The 15,643-nt window shown below is 67.3% G+C and carries 13 protein-coding genes; 10 read left to right on the top strand and 3 right to left on the bottom strand.

Features of this window, described 5'->3' with window-relative positions; translation table 11 throughout:
* Positions 1-200: 200 nt before the first annotated feature.
* Positions 201-1,625 carry an LCP family protein gene (locus AB5L97_RS09815; protein ID WP_369044580.1) on the top strand — a complete coding sequence of 475 codons (1,425 nt, stop codon included), beginning with the start codon at positions 201-203 and terminating at the stop codon, positions 1,623-1,625.
* Between the two features lie 93 nt (positions 1,626-1,718).
* On the opposite strand, the gene AB5L97_RS09810 is transcribed toward AB5L97_RS09815, so the two are convergent.
* Complete coding sequence (locus AB5L97_RS09810; RefSeq protein WP_369044579.1) at positions 1,719-3,692, bottom strand: M13 family metallopeptidase; 1,974 nt, start codon at positions 3,690-3,692, stop codon at positions 1,719-1,721.
* 240 nt (positions 3,693-3,932) lie between these two features.
* On the opposite strand from AB5L97_RS09810, the gene leuA reads away from it, so the two are divergent.
* From leuA to AB5L97_RS09795, 3 genes are all read left to right on the top strand, one after another.
* On the top strand, positions 3,933-5,684 hold the full coding sequence (leuA, locus tag AB5L97_RS09805; protein WP_307958301.1) for a 2-isopropylmalate synthase: 1,752 nt from the start codon (positions 3,933-3,935) through the stop codon (positions 5,682-5,684).
* Positions 5,685-5,873: 189 nt separating this feature from the next.
* Positions 5,874-6,668, top strand: a complete 795-nt coding sequence (gene recO / locus AB5L97_RS09800; RefSeq protein ID WP_307958300.1) for a DNA repair protein RecO — start codon at positions 5,874-5,876, stop codon at positions 6,666-6,668.
* Positions 6,669-6,675: 7 nt separating this feature from the next.
* Positions 6,676-7,494 carry an isoprenyl transferase gene (locus tag AB5L97_RS09795; RefSeq protein WP_369044578.1) on the top strand — a complete coding sequence of 273 codons (819 nt, stop codon included), beginning with the start codon at positions 6,676-6,678 and terminating at the stop codon, positions 7,492-7,494.
* On the opposite strand, the gene AB5L97_RS09790 is transcribed toward AB5L97_RS09795, so the two are convergent.
* A complete protein-coding gene (locus AB5L97_RS09790) occupies positions 7,491-8,579 on the bottom strand; it encodes an alpha/beta hydrolase (protein WP_369044577.1) in 1,089 nt (362 codons plus the stop codon). The genes AB5L97_RS09795 and AB5L97_RS09790 overlap by 4 nt on opposite strands.
* 84 nt (positions 8,580-8,663) lie before the next feature.
* Between AB5L97_RS09790 and AB5L97_RS09785 the strand changes: the two genes are divergently transcribed.
* Positions 8,664-9,752 (top strand): quinone-dependent dihydroorotate dehydrogenase, encoded by a 1,089-nt coding sequence (locus tag AB5L97_RS09785; protein ID WP_369044576.1) that lies wholly within the window; start codon positions 8,664-8,666, stop codon positions 9,750-9,752.
* A 104-nt stretch (positions 9,753-9,856) separates the two neighbouring features.
* Here the strand turns inward: AB5L97_RS09785 and AB5L97_RS09780 are convergent, their stop codons facing one another.
* Positions 9,857-10,441 carry a DUF3043 domain-containing protein gene (locus AB5L97_RS09780; protein ID WP_307958296.1) on the bottom strand — a complete coding sequence of 195 codons (585 nt, stop codon included), beginning with the start codon at positions 10,439-10,441 and terminating at the stop codon, positions 9,857-9,859.
* Positions 10,442-10,520: 79 nt separating this feature from the next.
* Here AB5L97_RS09780 and AB5L97_RS09775 point away from each other — a divergent pair, with 79 nt between their 5' ends.
* The 5 genes from AB5L97_RS09775 (at position 10,521) to AB5L97_RS09755 (ending at position 15,565) form a co-directional block, all read left to right on the top strand.
* Positions 10,521-11,936, top strand: a complete 1,416-nt coding sequence (locus AB5L97_RS09775) for a dipeptidase (RefSeq protein ID WP_369047330.1) — start codon at positions 10,521-10,523, stop codon at positions 11,934-11,936.
* A 116-nt stretch (positions 11,937-12,052) separates the two neighbouring features.
* A complete protein-coding gene (gene erpA / locus AB5L97_RS09770) occupies positions 12,053-12,418 on the top strand; it encodes an iron-sulfur cluster insertion protein ErpA (protein WP_307958294.1) in 366 nt (121 codons plus the stop codon).
* Between the two features lie 163 nt (positions 12,419-12,581).
* Positions 12,582-13,439 (top strand): cytochrome c oxidase subunit II, encoded by an 858-nt coding sequence (coxB, locus tag AB5L97_RS09765; RefSeq protein WP_307958293.1) that lies wholly within the window; start codon positions 12,582-12,584, stop codon positions 13,437-13,439.
* A 6-nt stretch (positions 13,440-13,445) separates the two neighbouring features.
* Positions 13,446-15,164, top strand: a complete 1,719-nt coding sequence (ctaD, locus tag AB5L97_RS09760; protein WP_307958292.1) for a cytochrome c oxidase subunit I — start codon at positions 13,446-13,448, stop codon at positions 15,162-15,164.
* Positions 15,164-15,565, top strand: coding sequence for a cytochrome c oxidase subunit 4 (locus AB5L97_RS09755; RefSeq protein WP_307958291.1), 402 nt, complete (start codon positions 15,164-15,166; stop codon positions 15,563-15,565). The genes ctaD and AB5L97_RS09755 overlap by 1 nt, the downstream gene beginning before the upstream one ends.
* The last annotated feature ends 78 nt before the right edge of the window (positions 15,566-15,643 follow it).

The following is a 15,643-nucleotide window of genomic DNA, read 5'->3' as shown; positions in this document are numbered from 1 at the left end:
GCGCCGGGATCGTGGTCTCGCACAGTGACCTCACAGACCGTGCGGTTACGATGTATTGACCCCAGTTCTTTTTCAGGAAGGCCCTCTCCTTGGCTCGACGTGCCGACGGCGCGCCCGCGGTAGCCCCTAGCACCGCCCGCGGCCCCGGCGTGCATCATGCGCGCCCCGATGGATCGACGCCCCTGCGGCACATCCGGAATGTGGGGACCAAGCACCTCGCGCTCAAGATCACCGGGGGCATCGTAGCGCTCTTGCTCGTCGGCGTCCTCGCGTTCGCCGGGTATTGGTTCATCCGCCTCGGCACGAACCTGCGCCAGGCGCCGCTGAGCGCAGGCAACGCGAAGGCGGACGCGAGCAACGATGCCACAGACGCCCTCCAGATCCTGATCATCGGCACCGATAGCCGCTCTGGTGCCAATGCGGCCTATGGCTCGCAGGCCGACAGTTCCGGATACGGCAACTCCGACGTCCTGATCCTCATGAACATCTCGGCGGATAACAAGGTCGTCTCGATGACCAGCTTCCCCCGCGATCTCATGGTTCCGATCCCGAAGTGCCACGATCCGCAGTCCAACAGGGACTTCCCAGCGCAGCCCGCGGGCCAGATCAATTCCGCCATGGCGGAGGCTGGCCCGGGCTGCGCGGTCGATACGGTCAATGCGCTCACGGGTCTGCAGATCGACCATTTCATGGTCGCCGACTTCAACGCCGTCAAGGACCTCTCGAACACGATCGGTGGGGTCCAGGTGTGCGTGAATGCGGCCATCGACGACCCGATGTCCGGCCTCAAGCTCCCCGCGGGCACGTCGACGGTTCAGGGCGAGATGGCGCTGTCGTTCCTCCGCAGCCGTCACGGTGTCGGCGACGGCAGCGACCTATCCCGCATCAAGTCCCAGCAGGAGTTCCTCGCCTCGCTGGCACGCAAGGTCAGGTCGGACGGCACCCTCACCGACGTCCCGAAGCTCCTCTCCATCGCTGACACCATCACCAAGAACCTGACCGTAGACCAAGGTCTGGCGAGCCCCCAGACCATGCTGACGATCGCCGGGCGCCTCAAGGCGGTCGACCTCGGGAAGGTCGCTTTCGTGACGGTCCCCTGGGAGCCGTACACGGGCGATCCCAACCGTGTCCAGGTCAAGCAGCCGGACGCCGGAGCGCTCTTCGAGGCGCTCCGGGACAACCGAGACCTCACGGCACCCACGCCCACGCCCACGGCAAGTGCCGCGGCGCCCTCGGGCGCACCATCCTCTACCGCCGCGCCGGCGTACGACAAGGCGCTCCAGCCCGTCGCGGTGGCGAACGGCTCTGGAGTCACGGGGCGGGCGGCTGAACTCGTGCAGTTCCTGGCCGGCGAGGGATTCACCAAGACGAGCCAGTTCTCCGCCGCGGCGGCCGCCTCGACGAAGGTCTACTACGGCGCGAACTTCGCCGACGTCGCCGCGGACGTCGCGTCAAGCCTCGGGATCCCGTCGTCTCAGGTGCAGCAGGTAGCCGGCGTCTACGGCGTCCAGGTCTACGTGGGCCAGGACTTCACCACCGGCACGCATTACACCCCGAAGGTGCCAGACAACATCGTCGCTCAGACGGCCGCCGAGAGCACCTGCCAGTCGGCCTTCGGCCAGTAGGGGACAGCAACCGGAGACGGTCCAGCTAGAAGTGGAGAGAAGGGCCCGGGCGATCGCCCGGGCCCTTCTGCTTCGGTGCAGCGGATCTGGCGGCTACCAGATCGTGACCCGCTCCTCGGGGGCGAGCCACATCCCGTCTCCCTCAGTCACGTCGAAGGCCGAGTGGAAGGCGTCGACGTTCTTCACGATGGCGTTGGTCCGGAACTCGTTGGGCGAGTGCGGGTCGATCGAGAGGCGCCGGAGCGTCTCCTCGGGGCGGCACACCTGCCGCCACACTGTGGCCCACGAGATGAAGAACCGCTGGGCGCCCGTGAGCCCGTCGATGGCCGGTGCCTCCCCGCCGTCCAAGCTGAGCTGGTACGCCTTGTAGGCGATGCCTATCCCCCCCAGATCGCCGATGTTCTCGCCGAGCGTGAGTCGGCCGTTCACCGTGTGTCCCGGTGTCTCAGCGGGGGAGAGGGCGTCGAACTGATCCACCAGGCGGCTGGTCAAGGCGACGAAGGCTGTGCGGTCCTCATCGGTCCACCAGTTCCGCAGGGCGCCGGTGCCGTCGAACTGCGACCCCTGATCATCGAAGCCGTGGCCGATCTCGTGACCGATGACGGCGGCGATGCCCCCATAGTTCACGGCGGGGTCGGCGTCCGGGTGGAAGAAGGGCTGCTGGAGGATGGCCGCCGGGAACACGATCTCGTTCATGAGGGGGTGGTAGTACGCGTTGACCGTCTGCGGAGTCATGAGCCACTTGACGCGGTCCACGGGCTTGCCGATCTCGTCGAGCAGCCTGTCGAGCTCGGCGGCGCTTGCCCGCCGGACGTTGCCAAGGAGGTCCGCGTCGTCCACGACCACCCCGGAGAAGTCGATCCACTCGTCCGGGTAGCCGATCTTGGGACGGAACGCCGCGAGCTTCTCGAGCGCACGTTGGCGCGTGTCCTCGCTCATCCAGGGCAGTCCCGAGATGCTCTCGCGGTATGCCTCGACGATGTTCGCAACAAGGGCCTCCATCGCCTCCTTGTGGCCTTCGGGGAAGTGCCGCGCCACGTAGAGCCGGCCCACGGCCATGCCCAACCCGGCTTCGACGGCCCCCACGCCGCGCTTCCACCGCTCCTTGTTCTGGGGGGTTCCCGAAAGCACGGTCCCGTAGAGCGCGAAGTGCCTGTCAACGAACACCGCGGAGAGGAACGGCGCGGACGAACCCAGCAGATGCGCGGTCAGCCAGAGTTTCCATGACTGCAGCGGGAGTTCTTCCAGCAGACCGGTGATGCCGGCGAGGAAGTCCGGATTGCCGACGACCAGCTCCGCACGGGCCTCGGAGGTGATGCCGGTTGCCAGCGCCCACGCGGCAAAGTGCGGGAAGGCCTCGCTGGCCTGGGCCTCGGTGCGGAGGTTGTAGGTCTTCTGCGGGTCCCGCAGGGTCACGCGGTCCCAGTGGAGGCCTGCGATCCGCTTCTCCACCCCCAGGACCGCCGCGGCGTCGGCTTCGGCAGTCGCCGAGCCCAGGAGGGCGAACGCATCCCGAAGGTACCCCTCGTACGCGGTGACGACCTCGGCGAACTTCGACTCGCGGTAGTACGACTCGTCAGGAAGCCCGAGTCCGCCCTGACTGATGTACAGCACCACGCGCTCAGGGTTTCCGGCGTCCGGAGCCGCGTAGTAGCCGAAGAGGCCCTCGGTTCCCCCGCGCCCGAGGCGACCCGACGTCGCCACGAGGGACGCGACGTCGTCCACCCCGTGGATCTCGGCGAGGAGGGGCTGCAGCGGCGCGGCTCCGAGCCGCTCGACGGCGTCGGCATCCATGAAGGAACGGTAGTACGCGCCGATCTTCGACTCATCCGACCCATCGGGATGCTCCGCGGTGGCGAGCTCCTCGATCAGGGCGCGCACGTTGGCCTCCGCTTCGTCCCGCAGCTGGACCATCGTCCCGACCAAGGCGCGGTCCGAGGGGATCTCCGTCGAACTCAGCCACCCTCCGTTGACGTGGCGGTACAGGTCATCCTGTGCGCGCACCTTCTCGTCGAAGTACTGGCGGTCGACGCCGGATGGCGCGTGTGGGCTGGCTGGGCTCGTCATGCTGCCTCCTGGGTAGTTGGCTTCATCTTAGACATGGGCGCCGTCACGCTCACGGGCGCGCCGCCACGACCTTCTGGTGCAAGTGCTATCGTGACTCTGTGCCAACCGCGCTGCTTCTTCTTAGCTGCCGTGGCGGGGCCCTCTAGCCGCTGATCCAGCGCAGGCCGATCCCCGCCGCGGAGTGTTCACGTGCCCGGCCGCCGCGGATCACAGCAGCTAAGAAAGGCCTAAAGTAAAATCATGCGCAACGCTCAGAAGCCCTCGGGCATGCCTGTCCACCGCTACGTCCCGTTCCACGAGCAGATCACCGTCGAGCTGCCGGACCGCACGTGGCCCGAGAAGCGGATCGAGAAGGCCCCCCGCTGGTGCGCTGTCGATCTGCGGGACGGCAATCAGGCCCTTATCGATCCGATGAGCCCGGCCCGCAAGCTCAAGATGTTCCAGCTCCTCGTCGGCATGGGCTACAAGGAGATCGAGGTCGGCTTCCCGTCCGCCTCGCAGACCGACTTCGATTTCGTGCGCCAGCTCATCGACGGCGGCCACATCCCGGACGACGTCACGATCCAGGTGCTCACCCAAGCCCGTGAGCACCTCATCGAGCGCACCTACGAGGCCATTGCCGGCGCGAAGCAGGCCATCGTCCACCTCTACAACTCGACGTCGGTCCTGCAGCGCCGCGTCGTGTTCAACCAGGACCAGGACGGCATCCTCGACATCGCCGTCCAGGGCGCGCTCCTGTGCAAGAAGTACCAGGAGATGATCCCCGACACCCACATCACGTACGAGTACTCGCCCGAGTCCTTCACGGGCACCGAGCTCGAGTACGCGGCCCGCGTTTCCAACGCGGTGGCAGAGGTCTTCGAGGCCAGCGCGGACAACCAGGTGATCATCAACCTCCCGGCCACGGTCGAGATGGCGACCCCGAACGTCTATGCCGACTCGATCGAATGGATGAGCCGCAACCTGCATCCGCGCGAGGGCATCATCCTCTCGCTGCATCCCCACAACGACCGGGGCACCGGCGTGGCCGCCGCAGAGCTCGGCTACATGGCCGGCGCAGACCGCATCGAGGGCTGCCTGTTCGGCAACGGTGAACGGACCGGCAACGTCGACCTCGTCACGCTGGGCCTGAACATGTTCGTCCAGGGCGTCGACCCGATGATCGACTTCTCCAACATCGACGAGGTGCGCCGCACGGTCGAGTACTGCAACCAGCTCCCGGTCGGCGAGCGAGTGCCCTACGGCGGAGACCTGGTCTTCACGGCGTTCTCGGGATCGCACCAGGACGCCATCAAGAAGGGCTTCGAGGCACTCGAGCGCGATGCCAAGGCCGCGGGCAAAGAGGTCAACGAGTACACGTGGCAGGTCCCGTACCTGCCGGTCGATCCGAAGGACCTGGGCCGGACGTACGAGGCCGTCATCCGCGTCAACTCGCAGTCCGGCAAGGGTGGCGTGGCCTACCTGCTGAAGAACGAGCATAGCCTCGACCTCCCGCGCCGGGCGCAGATCGAGTTCTCGGGCGTCGTGCAGCGCCATACCGATACGGCGGGCGGCGAAGTCAGCCCCGCCGCACTGTGGGAGATCTTCAGCGACGAGTATCTTCCCTCGTCTTCGGTCGAGGGCGGCAAGGCCTGGGGCAAGTATGCGCTCGGCCGGGTCACTTCCGACTCCGCCGAGGACGGTTCGATGACGCTCACGGCCGCGCTGCGGATCGATGGCTCGGTGGCAGAGCGCACCGGCACCGGCAACGGCCCGATTGCTGCGCTGCTGGACATCTTCAAGAACGAGGGCGTGGACGTCCGAGTCCTCGACTACACCGAGCACGCCCTCTCCGAAGGTGGCGATGCGCGCGCAGCGGCGTATGTCGAGTGTGCCGTCGCGGACCGTGTGCTCTGGGGCATCGGCATCGATGCGAATACCTCGATCTCGGCCCTCAAGGCTGTCGTGTCCGCAGTGAACCGCGCCCTGCGGGACGCCGAGGCCGCTGCCTGAGGCCAGCTCGCGCGCCGGGCCGTCCCCGGTTCGCCAGCGGGGCATCCGGTTGGCTGGTTCGGTATTCCCTCGACGCACGACGGCGGGCGGGGCACCTCGCGTGGGTGTCCCGCCGCCGTGTGCGGTCCGCGGTGGGAGAATGGCGCCGGGTGGGAGAACTGGGCGACAAGCGGCGGGAGGAAGGCTGCGATGGCTGAATCGACCTTCGCATCCCGGAGCTACCGGGATGACGGAGTCGTGCTGCGTACCTACAAGCTGGGCGAAGCCGACCGCATCGTGGTGCTCCTGACGCGTGCGCACGGCCAGGTCCGTGCGGTGGCCCGCGGGGTGCGCCGTACCCGCAGCAAGTTCGGTGCAAGCCTCGAGCCCTTCATGGTCGCCGACGTCCAGCTCGTGCACGGGCGCTCGCTCGAGATCGTCGGGCAGGCCGCCGCACGCGCGAGCTACGGTGCAGCCATCGCGAGTGACTATCCGCGGTACACGGTCGCCGCCGCAATGGCCGAGACGGCCGAGCGCCTCACCACCTCCGAGACGGACGCTGCATCGGCACAGTACTTGCTCCTCGTAGGCGCCCTTGCAGCGTTGAGCCGGGGGGCCCATTCTCCGGGGCTGATCCTCGACTCCTACCTCCTGCGTTCCCTCGCCACCGGCGGCTGGGCGCCGAGCTTCACCGACTGCGCACGCTGCGGCGAACCCGGACCGCACTCGGCCTTCAATGCCGCCCTCGGCGGGATCGTGTGCAGTGCGTGCCGTCCGCCGGGATCGCCGGCACCCGCAGCGGAGACGGTGCGTCTGCTCGCCGCGCTCCTCTCGGGCGACTGGCCGACCGCGGACGCGTCGGAACCGATCCACCGGCGTGAGGCCGCGGGACTCGTCGCGGCCTACGCCCAATGGCACCTCGAACGCGCGGTAGGCTCGCTCAAGCTCGTGGAGCGGGAGCCTGCCCAGCCGTCCCGCCCAGCCCTTCCAGACCCCGGACGGTGACCACCCCGTGACACCCCTTCCCTCCCGTCGCGCCCGCACCGGACGCCCCACTCCGATTGCGCCGTACCCGCACCCGTCAGGAGCCACGGCTCCGAATATCCCTCGCGAGTTCGTACCCCGGCATGTTGCGATCGTCATGGACGGCAACGGCCGATGGGCCAACCAGCGCGGCCTGCCGCGGATCGAAGGGCACAAGGCAGGTGAACCCGCACTGCTGGACGTCATGGCCGGTGCGATCGAGCTGGGGATCGAGTACGTCTCGGTCTACGCGTTCTCCACCGAGAACTGGAAGCGCTCGCCTGAGGAGGTCCGCTTCCTCATGGGCTTCAACAAGGACGTCCTGCGGCGCCAGCGGAACACGCTCGACTCGTGGGGCGTTCGCATCCGCTGGGCCGGACGGCGACCCAAGCTGTGGACCTCGGTGATCCGCGAACTCGAGGAGGCCGAGGAGTACACGCGGGACAACACCGTATGCCACCTGACAATGTGCGTGAACTACGGTGGCCGGGCGGAGATCGCCGACGCCGTGGCGGCCATCGCACGGGAGGTCGAGGCCGGTCGCCTCAGCGCACGGAACGTGAACGAGAAGACGGTCCAGCGCTACCTCGACGAACCGGACCTCCCGGACGTTGACCTGTTCCTGCGCAGCTCGGGCGAACAGCGGCTGAGCAACTTCCTCCTGTGGCAGTCGGCCTATGCCGAGATGGTGTTCCTCGACACCCTCTGGCCGGACGTAGACCGCCGCACCCTCTGGGAGGCCGTGGAGATCTACGCCTCCCGCGACCGCCGCTACGGCGGTGCCGTGGACAAGGCCGACGCGGGCTAGGACTCCTGCCCGGCAGCCCGCACCTGGGCCACAGTCTGCGCCTCCACCCCCTCGAGCCAGCTGCCGAGTCTTCCATATGCCTCGTTCCGGACCGTCGGGGACGAGAGGAGCACGTCATGGAGGCCGCCCTCCACGAGCGCCTCGTCCAGATTCCGGCACAGCTCTGCCGCAGCGCGGCGCATCGGGGCGATCGCGAGGACGGCATCGCGCTCGCGCATCCTCTCCCGCCAGATGAGGCCCACATCGGAGGTGGTCGAGGCCAGGAGGAGCACCGGCAGTTCGAGGCGGGGACCGCCCCGAAGCGACCGCTGTGCCTCGAGGACCCCATGCAGCCACCCGACACGGATGGGGAAGGCATTCCGCGGGCGCATGTCCTCGCGGAGCTCCCACTCGCCGCCGGCCTCCTTGGCGACGGCGCGCCAGAAGTAGCCCCGAGAGGGCAGCAGGAGCCGCTGCCGCGGCCACCGCATGGATGCGGGGCGCAGCGCGGCCTCGAGCATCCGGCCCGCCGCAGCACCACCGTGGGCCACGAGCCACGGACTGCTCAGCACCACCGCGGCAAGACATTCGGGGGAGCGCTGCGCGTACAGTGCAGCGGCGAGGCCGCCGGTCGAGTGCCCCATGAGGACTGGGAGCACGCCGGTCTCCCGGCGGACGGCGTCGACGGCCGCACCGACGCTCTCGAGGTAGTGCTCCGCGGAGCCAACAAATCCGGGCATCTCGCCTGAGGCCAGACTGCGGCCGTGCTCCGGGAGGTCCAGGGCGTAGAACCGGTAGCCTCGCGCCGATGCGAAGTGGGCAAGCTCGAGGTTGAAGAAATAGTCGCTCCATCCATGGATGTAGAGCAGCGCGCCGCCGGCCGAGCCTCCGGAACCCGAGTCCGCCGAACCAGGAACCCCGGAACCGTCCACCGCACCGGCGAGCCGCTCGCCCGAGGCGGCGAGGCCGGCGTCGTGCGCAGTGGTCCGCTCCGGGCTCCTCTCCGCCCCGAAGCGGATCAGTGTGCCGAGCTCGCCGAAGTGCCCGCGCCCGAGCGGCGCCGACTCGACACCCAGACCCAGGAAGTCCGCGGACCAATCCAGCATGATGAATCCTCTCCCGCAGCGCACCGTCTCCGTGGCGCCTCTACTCACGAGGGTAGGGAGCGGCGCCCATGGGAGACTAGTGCCATGCGTTTCTACCCCCTCTTCTTCCGTGCTGCGTTCTCGTGGATGGACGCCGAACGCGCCCACCGGATCGGCTTCGGCGCCATCCGCGCCGTGCATGCGTGCGGGCTGGGCCGGGTCCTCGAGCGGCTCACGGCCCCCGCCGCCGAGCTGAAGACCGAGGCTTTCGGGCTCACCTTCCCCTCGCCCTTCGGGCTGGCCGCAGGGTTCGACAAGGAGGGGCGCGGCATCGAGGCGCTGGCCGAGCTGGGATTCGGCCACATCGAGGTCGGCACGATCACTGGGCAGGCGCAGCCCGGGAACCCCCGTCCGCGGCTCTTCCGACTCGTCGAGGACCGTGCCGTCGTGAACCGCATGGGCTTCAACAATGACGGCGCGGCGGCCGTCGCCCCACGCATTGCCGCCGCGCGGGCGGCCCTCGAGGACCGCTACGGGTCGGGCCGGCCGGTCATCGGTGTCAACATCGGCAAGACCAAGCTTGTCGAGCTCGAAGAGGCCGCGGACGACTACCGCATGAGCGCGCGCGAGCTCGCACCTGTCGCGGACTACCTCGTGGTCAATGTCAGTTCGCCGAACACCCCTGGCCTGCGCCTGCTCCAGAGTGTCGAGAGCCTCCGCCCGCTCCTCGAGGCGGTACGGGCGGAGTCCACGGCGGCGGCCGGCCGCCGCGTGCCGCTTCTCGTGAAGATCGCGCCGGACCTCTCCGACGAGGACGTTGACGACGTTGCGCGGCTCGCCCTTGAGCTGGAACTCGACGGGATCATCGCCACGAACACGACGATCGGGCGTGAGGGGCTCACGAGCCCGGCCGAGAAAGTCGAGGCTGCTGGGACGGGCGGGCTCTCGGGTGCCCCGCTCAAGGCTCGCTCGCTCGAGGTCCTCACGAGGCTCCGCGCCTCCGTGGGGGACCGTCTGGTCCTCGTGGCGGTCGGTGGCGTCGAAACGGCCGACGACGTGCTCGAGCGCCTCGAGGCCGGCGCCTCGCTCGTGCAGGGCTACACGGCGTTCCTCTATGAGGGTCCGTTCTGGGCCTCGCGCGTCAACCGCGGCCTCGCCGCTGCCCGACTCCGACTCGCCGCTGGGGCGCGCTGACGCGAAGCACCCCACACACGACGACGGCGCGGCACCCGGGTGGGTGTCGCGCCGTCGTGCGTCACAGACAGCCTCAACAGGTCCGAGGACCGCGGGAGGGAACCTCAGGAGGGCGTCTGGCCCCGCTTGACAAGGGCTTTCGGAAGGCGCAGGGGGCGGAACTGGAGGGCGCGCATGCTCGCGTACCAGACGGTGCCGCGCTCAACGTCGCCGAACTTCGCCACGAGCCTCTTCTTGAGCTGGCGCGAGAGCCAGAACGTGTCGGCGAAGACGAGGATGAACACCACCCAGAACGCACCGAGGATGAACACCTGCATCTGGGCGTCCTGGGGCACGATGAAGGAGATCACCACGAAGGCGAGGGCCGCGAACATGAGGTACTCGCCGATGTTCAAGCGCGAGTCCACGTAGTCGCGGGCAAACCGCTTCTGCGGGCCGCGATCCTTGAAGGGCAGATTCCGCTCGTCGCCCGTCTCGAGGGCACGGCGCACGCGCTGGCGCTCCTCGACGGCGGCCTGCCGTTCGGCGGCCTTGGAAGCCTTACGGTCGGTGGGGACGAGGGGACGCCTCCGGGCGGCCTGCTGGTCCTTGCGCCTCGGGGTGGGGGAACCCTTGCCCTGCAGGGGGACATTGGGCTCGATGGGCTCTCCGGGGCTCTCGGCCGCGGGTTCGTTCTTACGTCCAAACACGCACCAAGGATACCGGCCCGCGCCCGCCCCGGGGGCACGGACCATTGATGGGGCAGTGCGGCCCTTGTACTGTGAAGGCATGCCTTCACAAAGCCCCCAGCCTGTGTCCGACGCCGACATCTCGGCGCTCCGCGCCGCCGTTGCCTCGCGCCTCTCCGCGACGATTGCCGAGCTGTCCTCCCTGGTCGCCATACCCGGCATCGCGTGGCCGTCGTTCCCGCAGGAGGAACTCGAGCGGAGCGCTAGTTCCGCCCTGGAGCTTGTGCGGTCCGCGGGCATAGCGGATGCCGAGATCCTCAGGGCTCCCCGGCCCGACGGGACTCCTGGCGGTCCCGCGGTGGTGGCCCGCAAACCAGCGGCGCCCGGCCAGCCCACCGTACTCCTCTACGCGCACCACGACGTCCAGCCGCCCGGCGATCTGGCGCTGTGGGAGACCGAGCCGTTCGTCGCGACGGAGCGGGACGGTCGCCTGTACGGTCGGGGGAGCGCAGACGACAAGGCGGGACTCCTCGTACACCTCGCGGCGTTCCGAGCGGTCTCCGAGGTGCTGGGGGAGCGCTTCGGTATCGGAGTCACCCTGTTCATCGAGGGCGAGGAGGAGTTCGGCTCTCCGTCCTTCCGCGCCTTCCTCGAGGAGCACCGGAAGAAGCTCGCGGCAGACGTCATCGTCGTCGCCGATTCGAGCAACTGGGCGGTCGGGCAGCCCGCCCTCACGGCGAGCCTGCGCGGCCTTGCCGACGGCACGTTCGAAGTGGCGGTGCTGGGCCACTCCGTCCACTCCGGGGTGTTCGGCGGGCCGCTCCTCGATGCGCCCACCATCCTCGCCCGCCTCATCGCAACTCTGCACGACGATCACGGCAGCGTCGCCGTGGCGGGGCTCGTTGCCCACGATGACGCCGACGTCGACTACCCGGAGGACCAGTTCCGTCGCGACGCGTCCGTACTCGACGGCGTGCAGCTCGCAGGCACGGGCAGCATCGCCTCGCGGCTGTGGCTGAAGCCTGCGCTGTCGATCATTGGGATCGACGTGCCCTCAGTCGACGTGGCATCCAACACGATCCAGGCCCGCGCTCGCGCCAAGTTCAGCCTCCGGCTCGCGCCCGGCCAGGATCCCGACGCCGCGATGGACGCCCTGCGGCACCACCTCGAGGCGCACGTGCCCTTCGGGGCCCAGCTTGTCTTCACGCCCAAGGAGAAGGGGAACGCGTACCGGGCCGACATGGACTCGGCGGCGGCCCGGACCGTCCTGTGGGCGCTGGAGGAGTCCTGGGGAACGCCGCCCGTGCATTCGGGGATGGGCGGCTCCATACCCTTCATCGCCGACCTCAAGGAGGTCTTCCCCGGGGCCGACGTGCTCATCACGGGAGTTGAGGATCCAGACTCGAGGGCACACAGCGCCAATGAGTCCCTCCACCTCGGGGACTTCGAGAAGTGCATTGTGGCCGAGGCGCTGCTGCTGGCGGGCCTCCACAGGGCTCCTGCCACCGCCGTGTGACCCTTGGATGTGAGCCTCGCCGCAAGGGGTTGGCCACCCATGACGTGTCAGTCGTAGCATTGACTAAGGCCAAGAGGCCCGTCGGGTAATCCGCCGGGCACGAGAGAAGGTATGGAATGAGCACTTCAACCAACGAGACCGCCGAGGCGCTCGCCTCGCATGAGGTCCAGCTGACCGACGTCGCCGCAGGCAAGGTGCGCAGCCTCCTGGAGCAGGAGGGCCGAACCGATCTGCGCCTGCGGGTGTCGGTCCAGCCGGGCGGCTGCTCTGGCCTCATCTACCAGCTCTACTTCGACGAGCGACTCCTCGACGGCGATGCCGTGCGCGATTTCGACGGTGTGGAAGTCGTTGTCGACAAGATGAGCGTTCCGTATCTCGCGGGCGCGTCCATCGACTTCGAGGACACGATCTCGAAGCAGGGCTTCACGATCGACAACCCCAATGCACAGGGGTCCTGTGCATGTGGTGATTCCTTCCACTGAGCCACCCAGATTCGGCCGATGCGTGTCCGGGACATGTGGGATATTGGCCCGGGATAGTTGTAAGCTCTACACCGAGTAGTAAAACTATGTCGCCTGTGGCACACGCGGGGGCCCAAAATGCCTTGCTGTCATGGGAGAGAAGCACCAAGAGGAAGGGCCGTCTGTGAGGTCGCAGAACCGAACCAGCAGCCAGCGAACCCGCACCATTGTGGCCTCGGCAGTTGCCGTGGCCGGTGCGCTCGCTCTGTCTGGATGTTCATCCGAGGTCCAGCGAGGCTGGCTACCTACTGATAAGAACACCACGAGCAATACCCCGATCATCATGGACCTCTGGGTGAACTCGTGGATTGCGGTCGTCATCGTCGGCATCGTGACCTGGGGCCTCATGCTGTGGTGCATCGTGGCCTACCGTCGCCGCAAGGGCACCAAGGGCTTCCCGCGCCAGTTGAGCTACAACCTGCCGATCGAGATCTTCTACACGGCAATCCCGCTCTTCCTGGTCTTCACGTTCTTCTACTTCACGGACCGCGACCAGCGCGCCATCGACAATCCCAACACGAACCCTGACCTCACGGTCAACGTGGTGGGCAAGCAGTGGTCGTGGGACTTCAACTACAAGCAGGGCGGCATCGTCAAGGATGACGTGCACGAGTCCGGCGTCCAGGCCCAGCTCACGGGACAGGCGATCGACCTCAACACCCTCCCCACCCTGTACCTCCCGGTGAACAAGTCCGTCACGGTCGAGCTCACCTCCCGCGACGTCATCCACTCGTTCTGGGTCCCGGCCTTCCTCCAGAAGCGCGACATGATCCCGGGCAAGATGAACCACATGTACTTCACTCCGCAGAAGGAGGGCACGTACGACGGCAAGTGCGCCGAGCTCTGCGGTGAGTACCACTCCGAGATGCTGTTCCGCGTGAAGGTTGTTTCCGAGGCGGAGTTCCAGGCACACATGGCTGGCCTCGACAAGGGCCTGCTGGACACCAAATACGACCGCAACCCTAACCAGAACCAGAAGTAGGGGACCATGGCTACGTACACACAGTCGCCTTCAGCCGGCGCCCTGAGCGCGCCAGTGGTGCCGAAGTCCAAGGGACGCATTGTCGTCAACTGGATCACCTCCACAGACCACAAGACCATCGGGTACATGTACCTGATCGCCTCGTTCATCTTCTTCTGCGTCGGCGGCGTGATGGCACTGCTCATCCGCGCCGAGCTCTTCGAGCCCGGAATGCAGATCCTGCAGACCAAGGAGCAGTACAACCAGCTGTTCACGATGCACGGCACGATCATGCTGCTCATGTTCGCCACGCCGCTCTTCGCAGGCTTCGCGAACGTGATCATGCCGCTCCAGATCGGTGCTCCCGACGTCGCGTTCCCGCGCCTCAATGCGCTGGCCTTCTGGTTCTTCCTCTTCGGCTCGACGATCGCCACGGCTGGCTTCATCACCCCGCAGGGCGCGGCCTCCTTCGGATGGTTCGCCTACGCTCCACTGTCGAACACCACGTTCACGCCTGGCGTCGGTGGTGATCTGTGGGTCTTCGGGCTCGCGCTCTCCGGTTTCGGCACGATCCTCGGTGCGGTCAACTTCATCACGACCATCGTCTGCATGCGCGCCCCCGGCATGACCATGTGGCGCATGCCGATCTTCACGTGGAACACGCTGGTCACCGCGATCCTCGTCCTGATGGCGTTCCCGCCGCTCGCCGCCGCGCTGTTCGGGCTCGGCGCAGACCGTCGCTTCGGTGCCCACATCTTCGACCCGGAGAACGGCGGTGCCGTCCTCTGGCAGCACCTGTTCTGGTTCTTCGGCCACCCTGAGGTGTACATCATCGCCCTGCCGTTCTTCGGCATCGTCTCCGAGATCTTCCCGGTCTTCAGCCGCAAGCCGATCTTCGGCTACAAGGGCCTCGTCTTCGCGACGATTGCCATCGCCGCGCTGTCCGTGAGCGTGTGGGCCCACCACATGTACGTCACCGGTGCGGTCCTCCTCCCGTTCTTCTCCTTCATGACGATGCTCATCGCCGTTCCGACGGGTGTGAAGTTCTTCAACTGGATCGGCACGCTGTGGCGTGGCTCACTCACCTTTGAGACGCCCATGCTGTGGAGCATCGGGTTCCTCATCACCTTCCTGTTCGGTGGCCTGACGGGCATCATCCTCGCGTCGCCGCCGCTCGACTTCCACGTGTCGGACACTTACTTCGTCGTGGCCCACTTCCACTACGTGGTCTTCGGAACAGTTGTCTTCGCGATGTTCGCCGGCTTCTACTTCTGGTGGCCGAAGTGGACGGGCAAGATGCTCAATGAGCGCCTCGGCAAGATCCACTTCTGGCTTCTGCTCATCGGCTTCCACGGCACGTTCCTCATCCAGCACTGGCTGGGCGTCATGGGCATGCCCCGCCGCTACGCGGACTACCTGCCTCAGGACAACTTCACCTGGATGAACCAGTTCTCCACGATCTTCTCCTTCGTCCTCGGCGCCTCGATGATCCCGTTCTTCTGGAACGTGTACATCACTGCGCGTCACGGCAAGAAGGTCCTCGTGGACGACCCGTGGGGCTTTGGCGGATCGCTCGAGTGGGCCACGTCCTGCCCGCCGCCGCGCCACAACTTCACGTCGCTTCCGCGCATCCGCTCGGAGCGTCCGGCCCTTGACCTCCACCACCCCGAGTTGTCGACTGCCGGGGCCGTTCAGGCCGCCCATGCCTCTGCCTCGATCGCAGCCGACCGGAAGGAAATGCACTAGTGAAAGTCGAATCCCTGATCTTCGGGATCGTTGGCGTCTTCTTCCTGCCAGTTGCCATCGTGTACGGGTTTGTCACCGGATGGACCGAATGGGTGGGGGCGCTCGCTCTGCTCCTGTGCTTCGGCCTCGGCGTGATGATCAGCTCCTACCTCATGGTGACCGGCCGTCGAGTGGGCCTGCGCCCCGAGGACCGCGATGACGCTGAGGTCCACGAGGGCGCTGGAGAGCAGGGGCACTTCAGCCCCTGGAGCTGGTGGCCCATCGCCCTCGGCGCGGCGTGCGCCATCTCGTTCCTCGGCGTGGCGGTGGGATGGTGGATCCTCTTCATCGGTGCAGGCATCGCGATCGTGGCCCTCATCGGCTGGGTTTTCGAGTACAGCCGCGGCGACCACGCACACTGACGCACCAACGCACGAAGGCCGGTGGCCGGCATCCCATCTCGGGGTGCCGGCCACCGGCCTTCGTGCGTCGAGTACTGC

Source organism: Sinomonas sp. P10A9 (assembly GCF_041022165.1).
GTDB lineage: Bacteria > Actinomycetota > Actinomycetes > Actinomycetales > Micrococcaceae > Sinomonas > Sinomonas puerhi.
This window is presented reverse-complemented; position numbering and strand designations above follow the sequence as displayed.

What these genes read in the sequence shown, in the direction of transcription:
- AB5L97_RS09810 (WP_369044579.1), bottom strand. Translation starts at nt 3,692, where the DNA reads ATGACGAGCCCAGCCAGCCCACACGCGCCATCCGGCGTCGACCGCCAG.
- leuA (WP_307958301.1), top strand. Translation starts at nt 3,933, where the DNA reads ATGCGCAACGCTCAGAAGCCCTCGGGCATGCCTGTCCACCGCTACGTC.
- recO (WP_307958300.1), top strand. Translation starts at nt 5,874, where the DNA reads ATGGCTGAATCGACCTTCGCATCCCGGAGCTACCGGGATGACGGAGTC.
- AB5L97_RS09790 (WP_369044577.1), bottom strand. Translation starts at nt 8,579, where the DNA reads ATGCTGGATTGGTCCGCGGACTTCCTGGGTCTGGGTGTCGAGTCGGCG.
- AB5L97_RS09785 (WP_369044576.1), top strand. Translation starts at nt 8,664, where the DNA reads ATGCGTTTCTACCCCCTCTTCTTCCGTGCTGCGTTCTCGTGGATGGAC.
- AB5L97_RS09775 (WP_369047330.1), top strand. Translation starts at nt 10,521, where the DNA reads ATGCCTTCACAAAGCCCCCAGCCTGTGTCCGACGCCGACATCTCGGCG.
- erpA (WP_307958294.1), top strand. Translation starts at nt 12,053, where the DNA reads ATGAGCACTTCAACCAACGAGACCGCCGAGGCGCTCGCCTCGCATGAG.
- ctaD (WP_307958292.1), top strand. Translation starts at nt 13,446, where the DNA reads ATGGCTACGTACACACAGTCGCCTTCAGCCGGCGCCCTGAGCGCGCCA.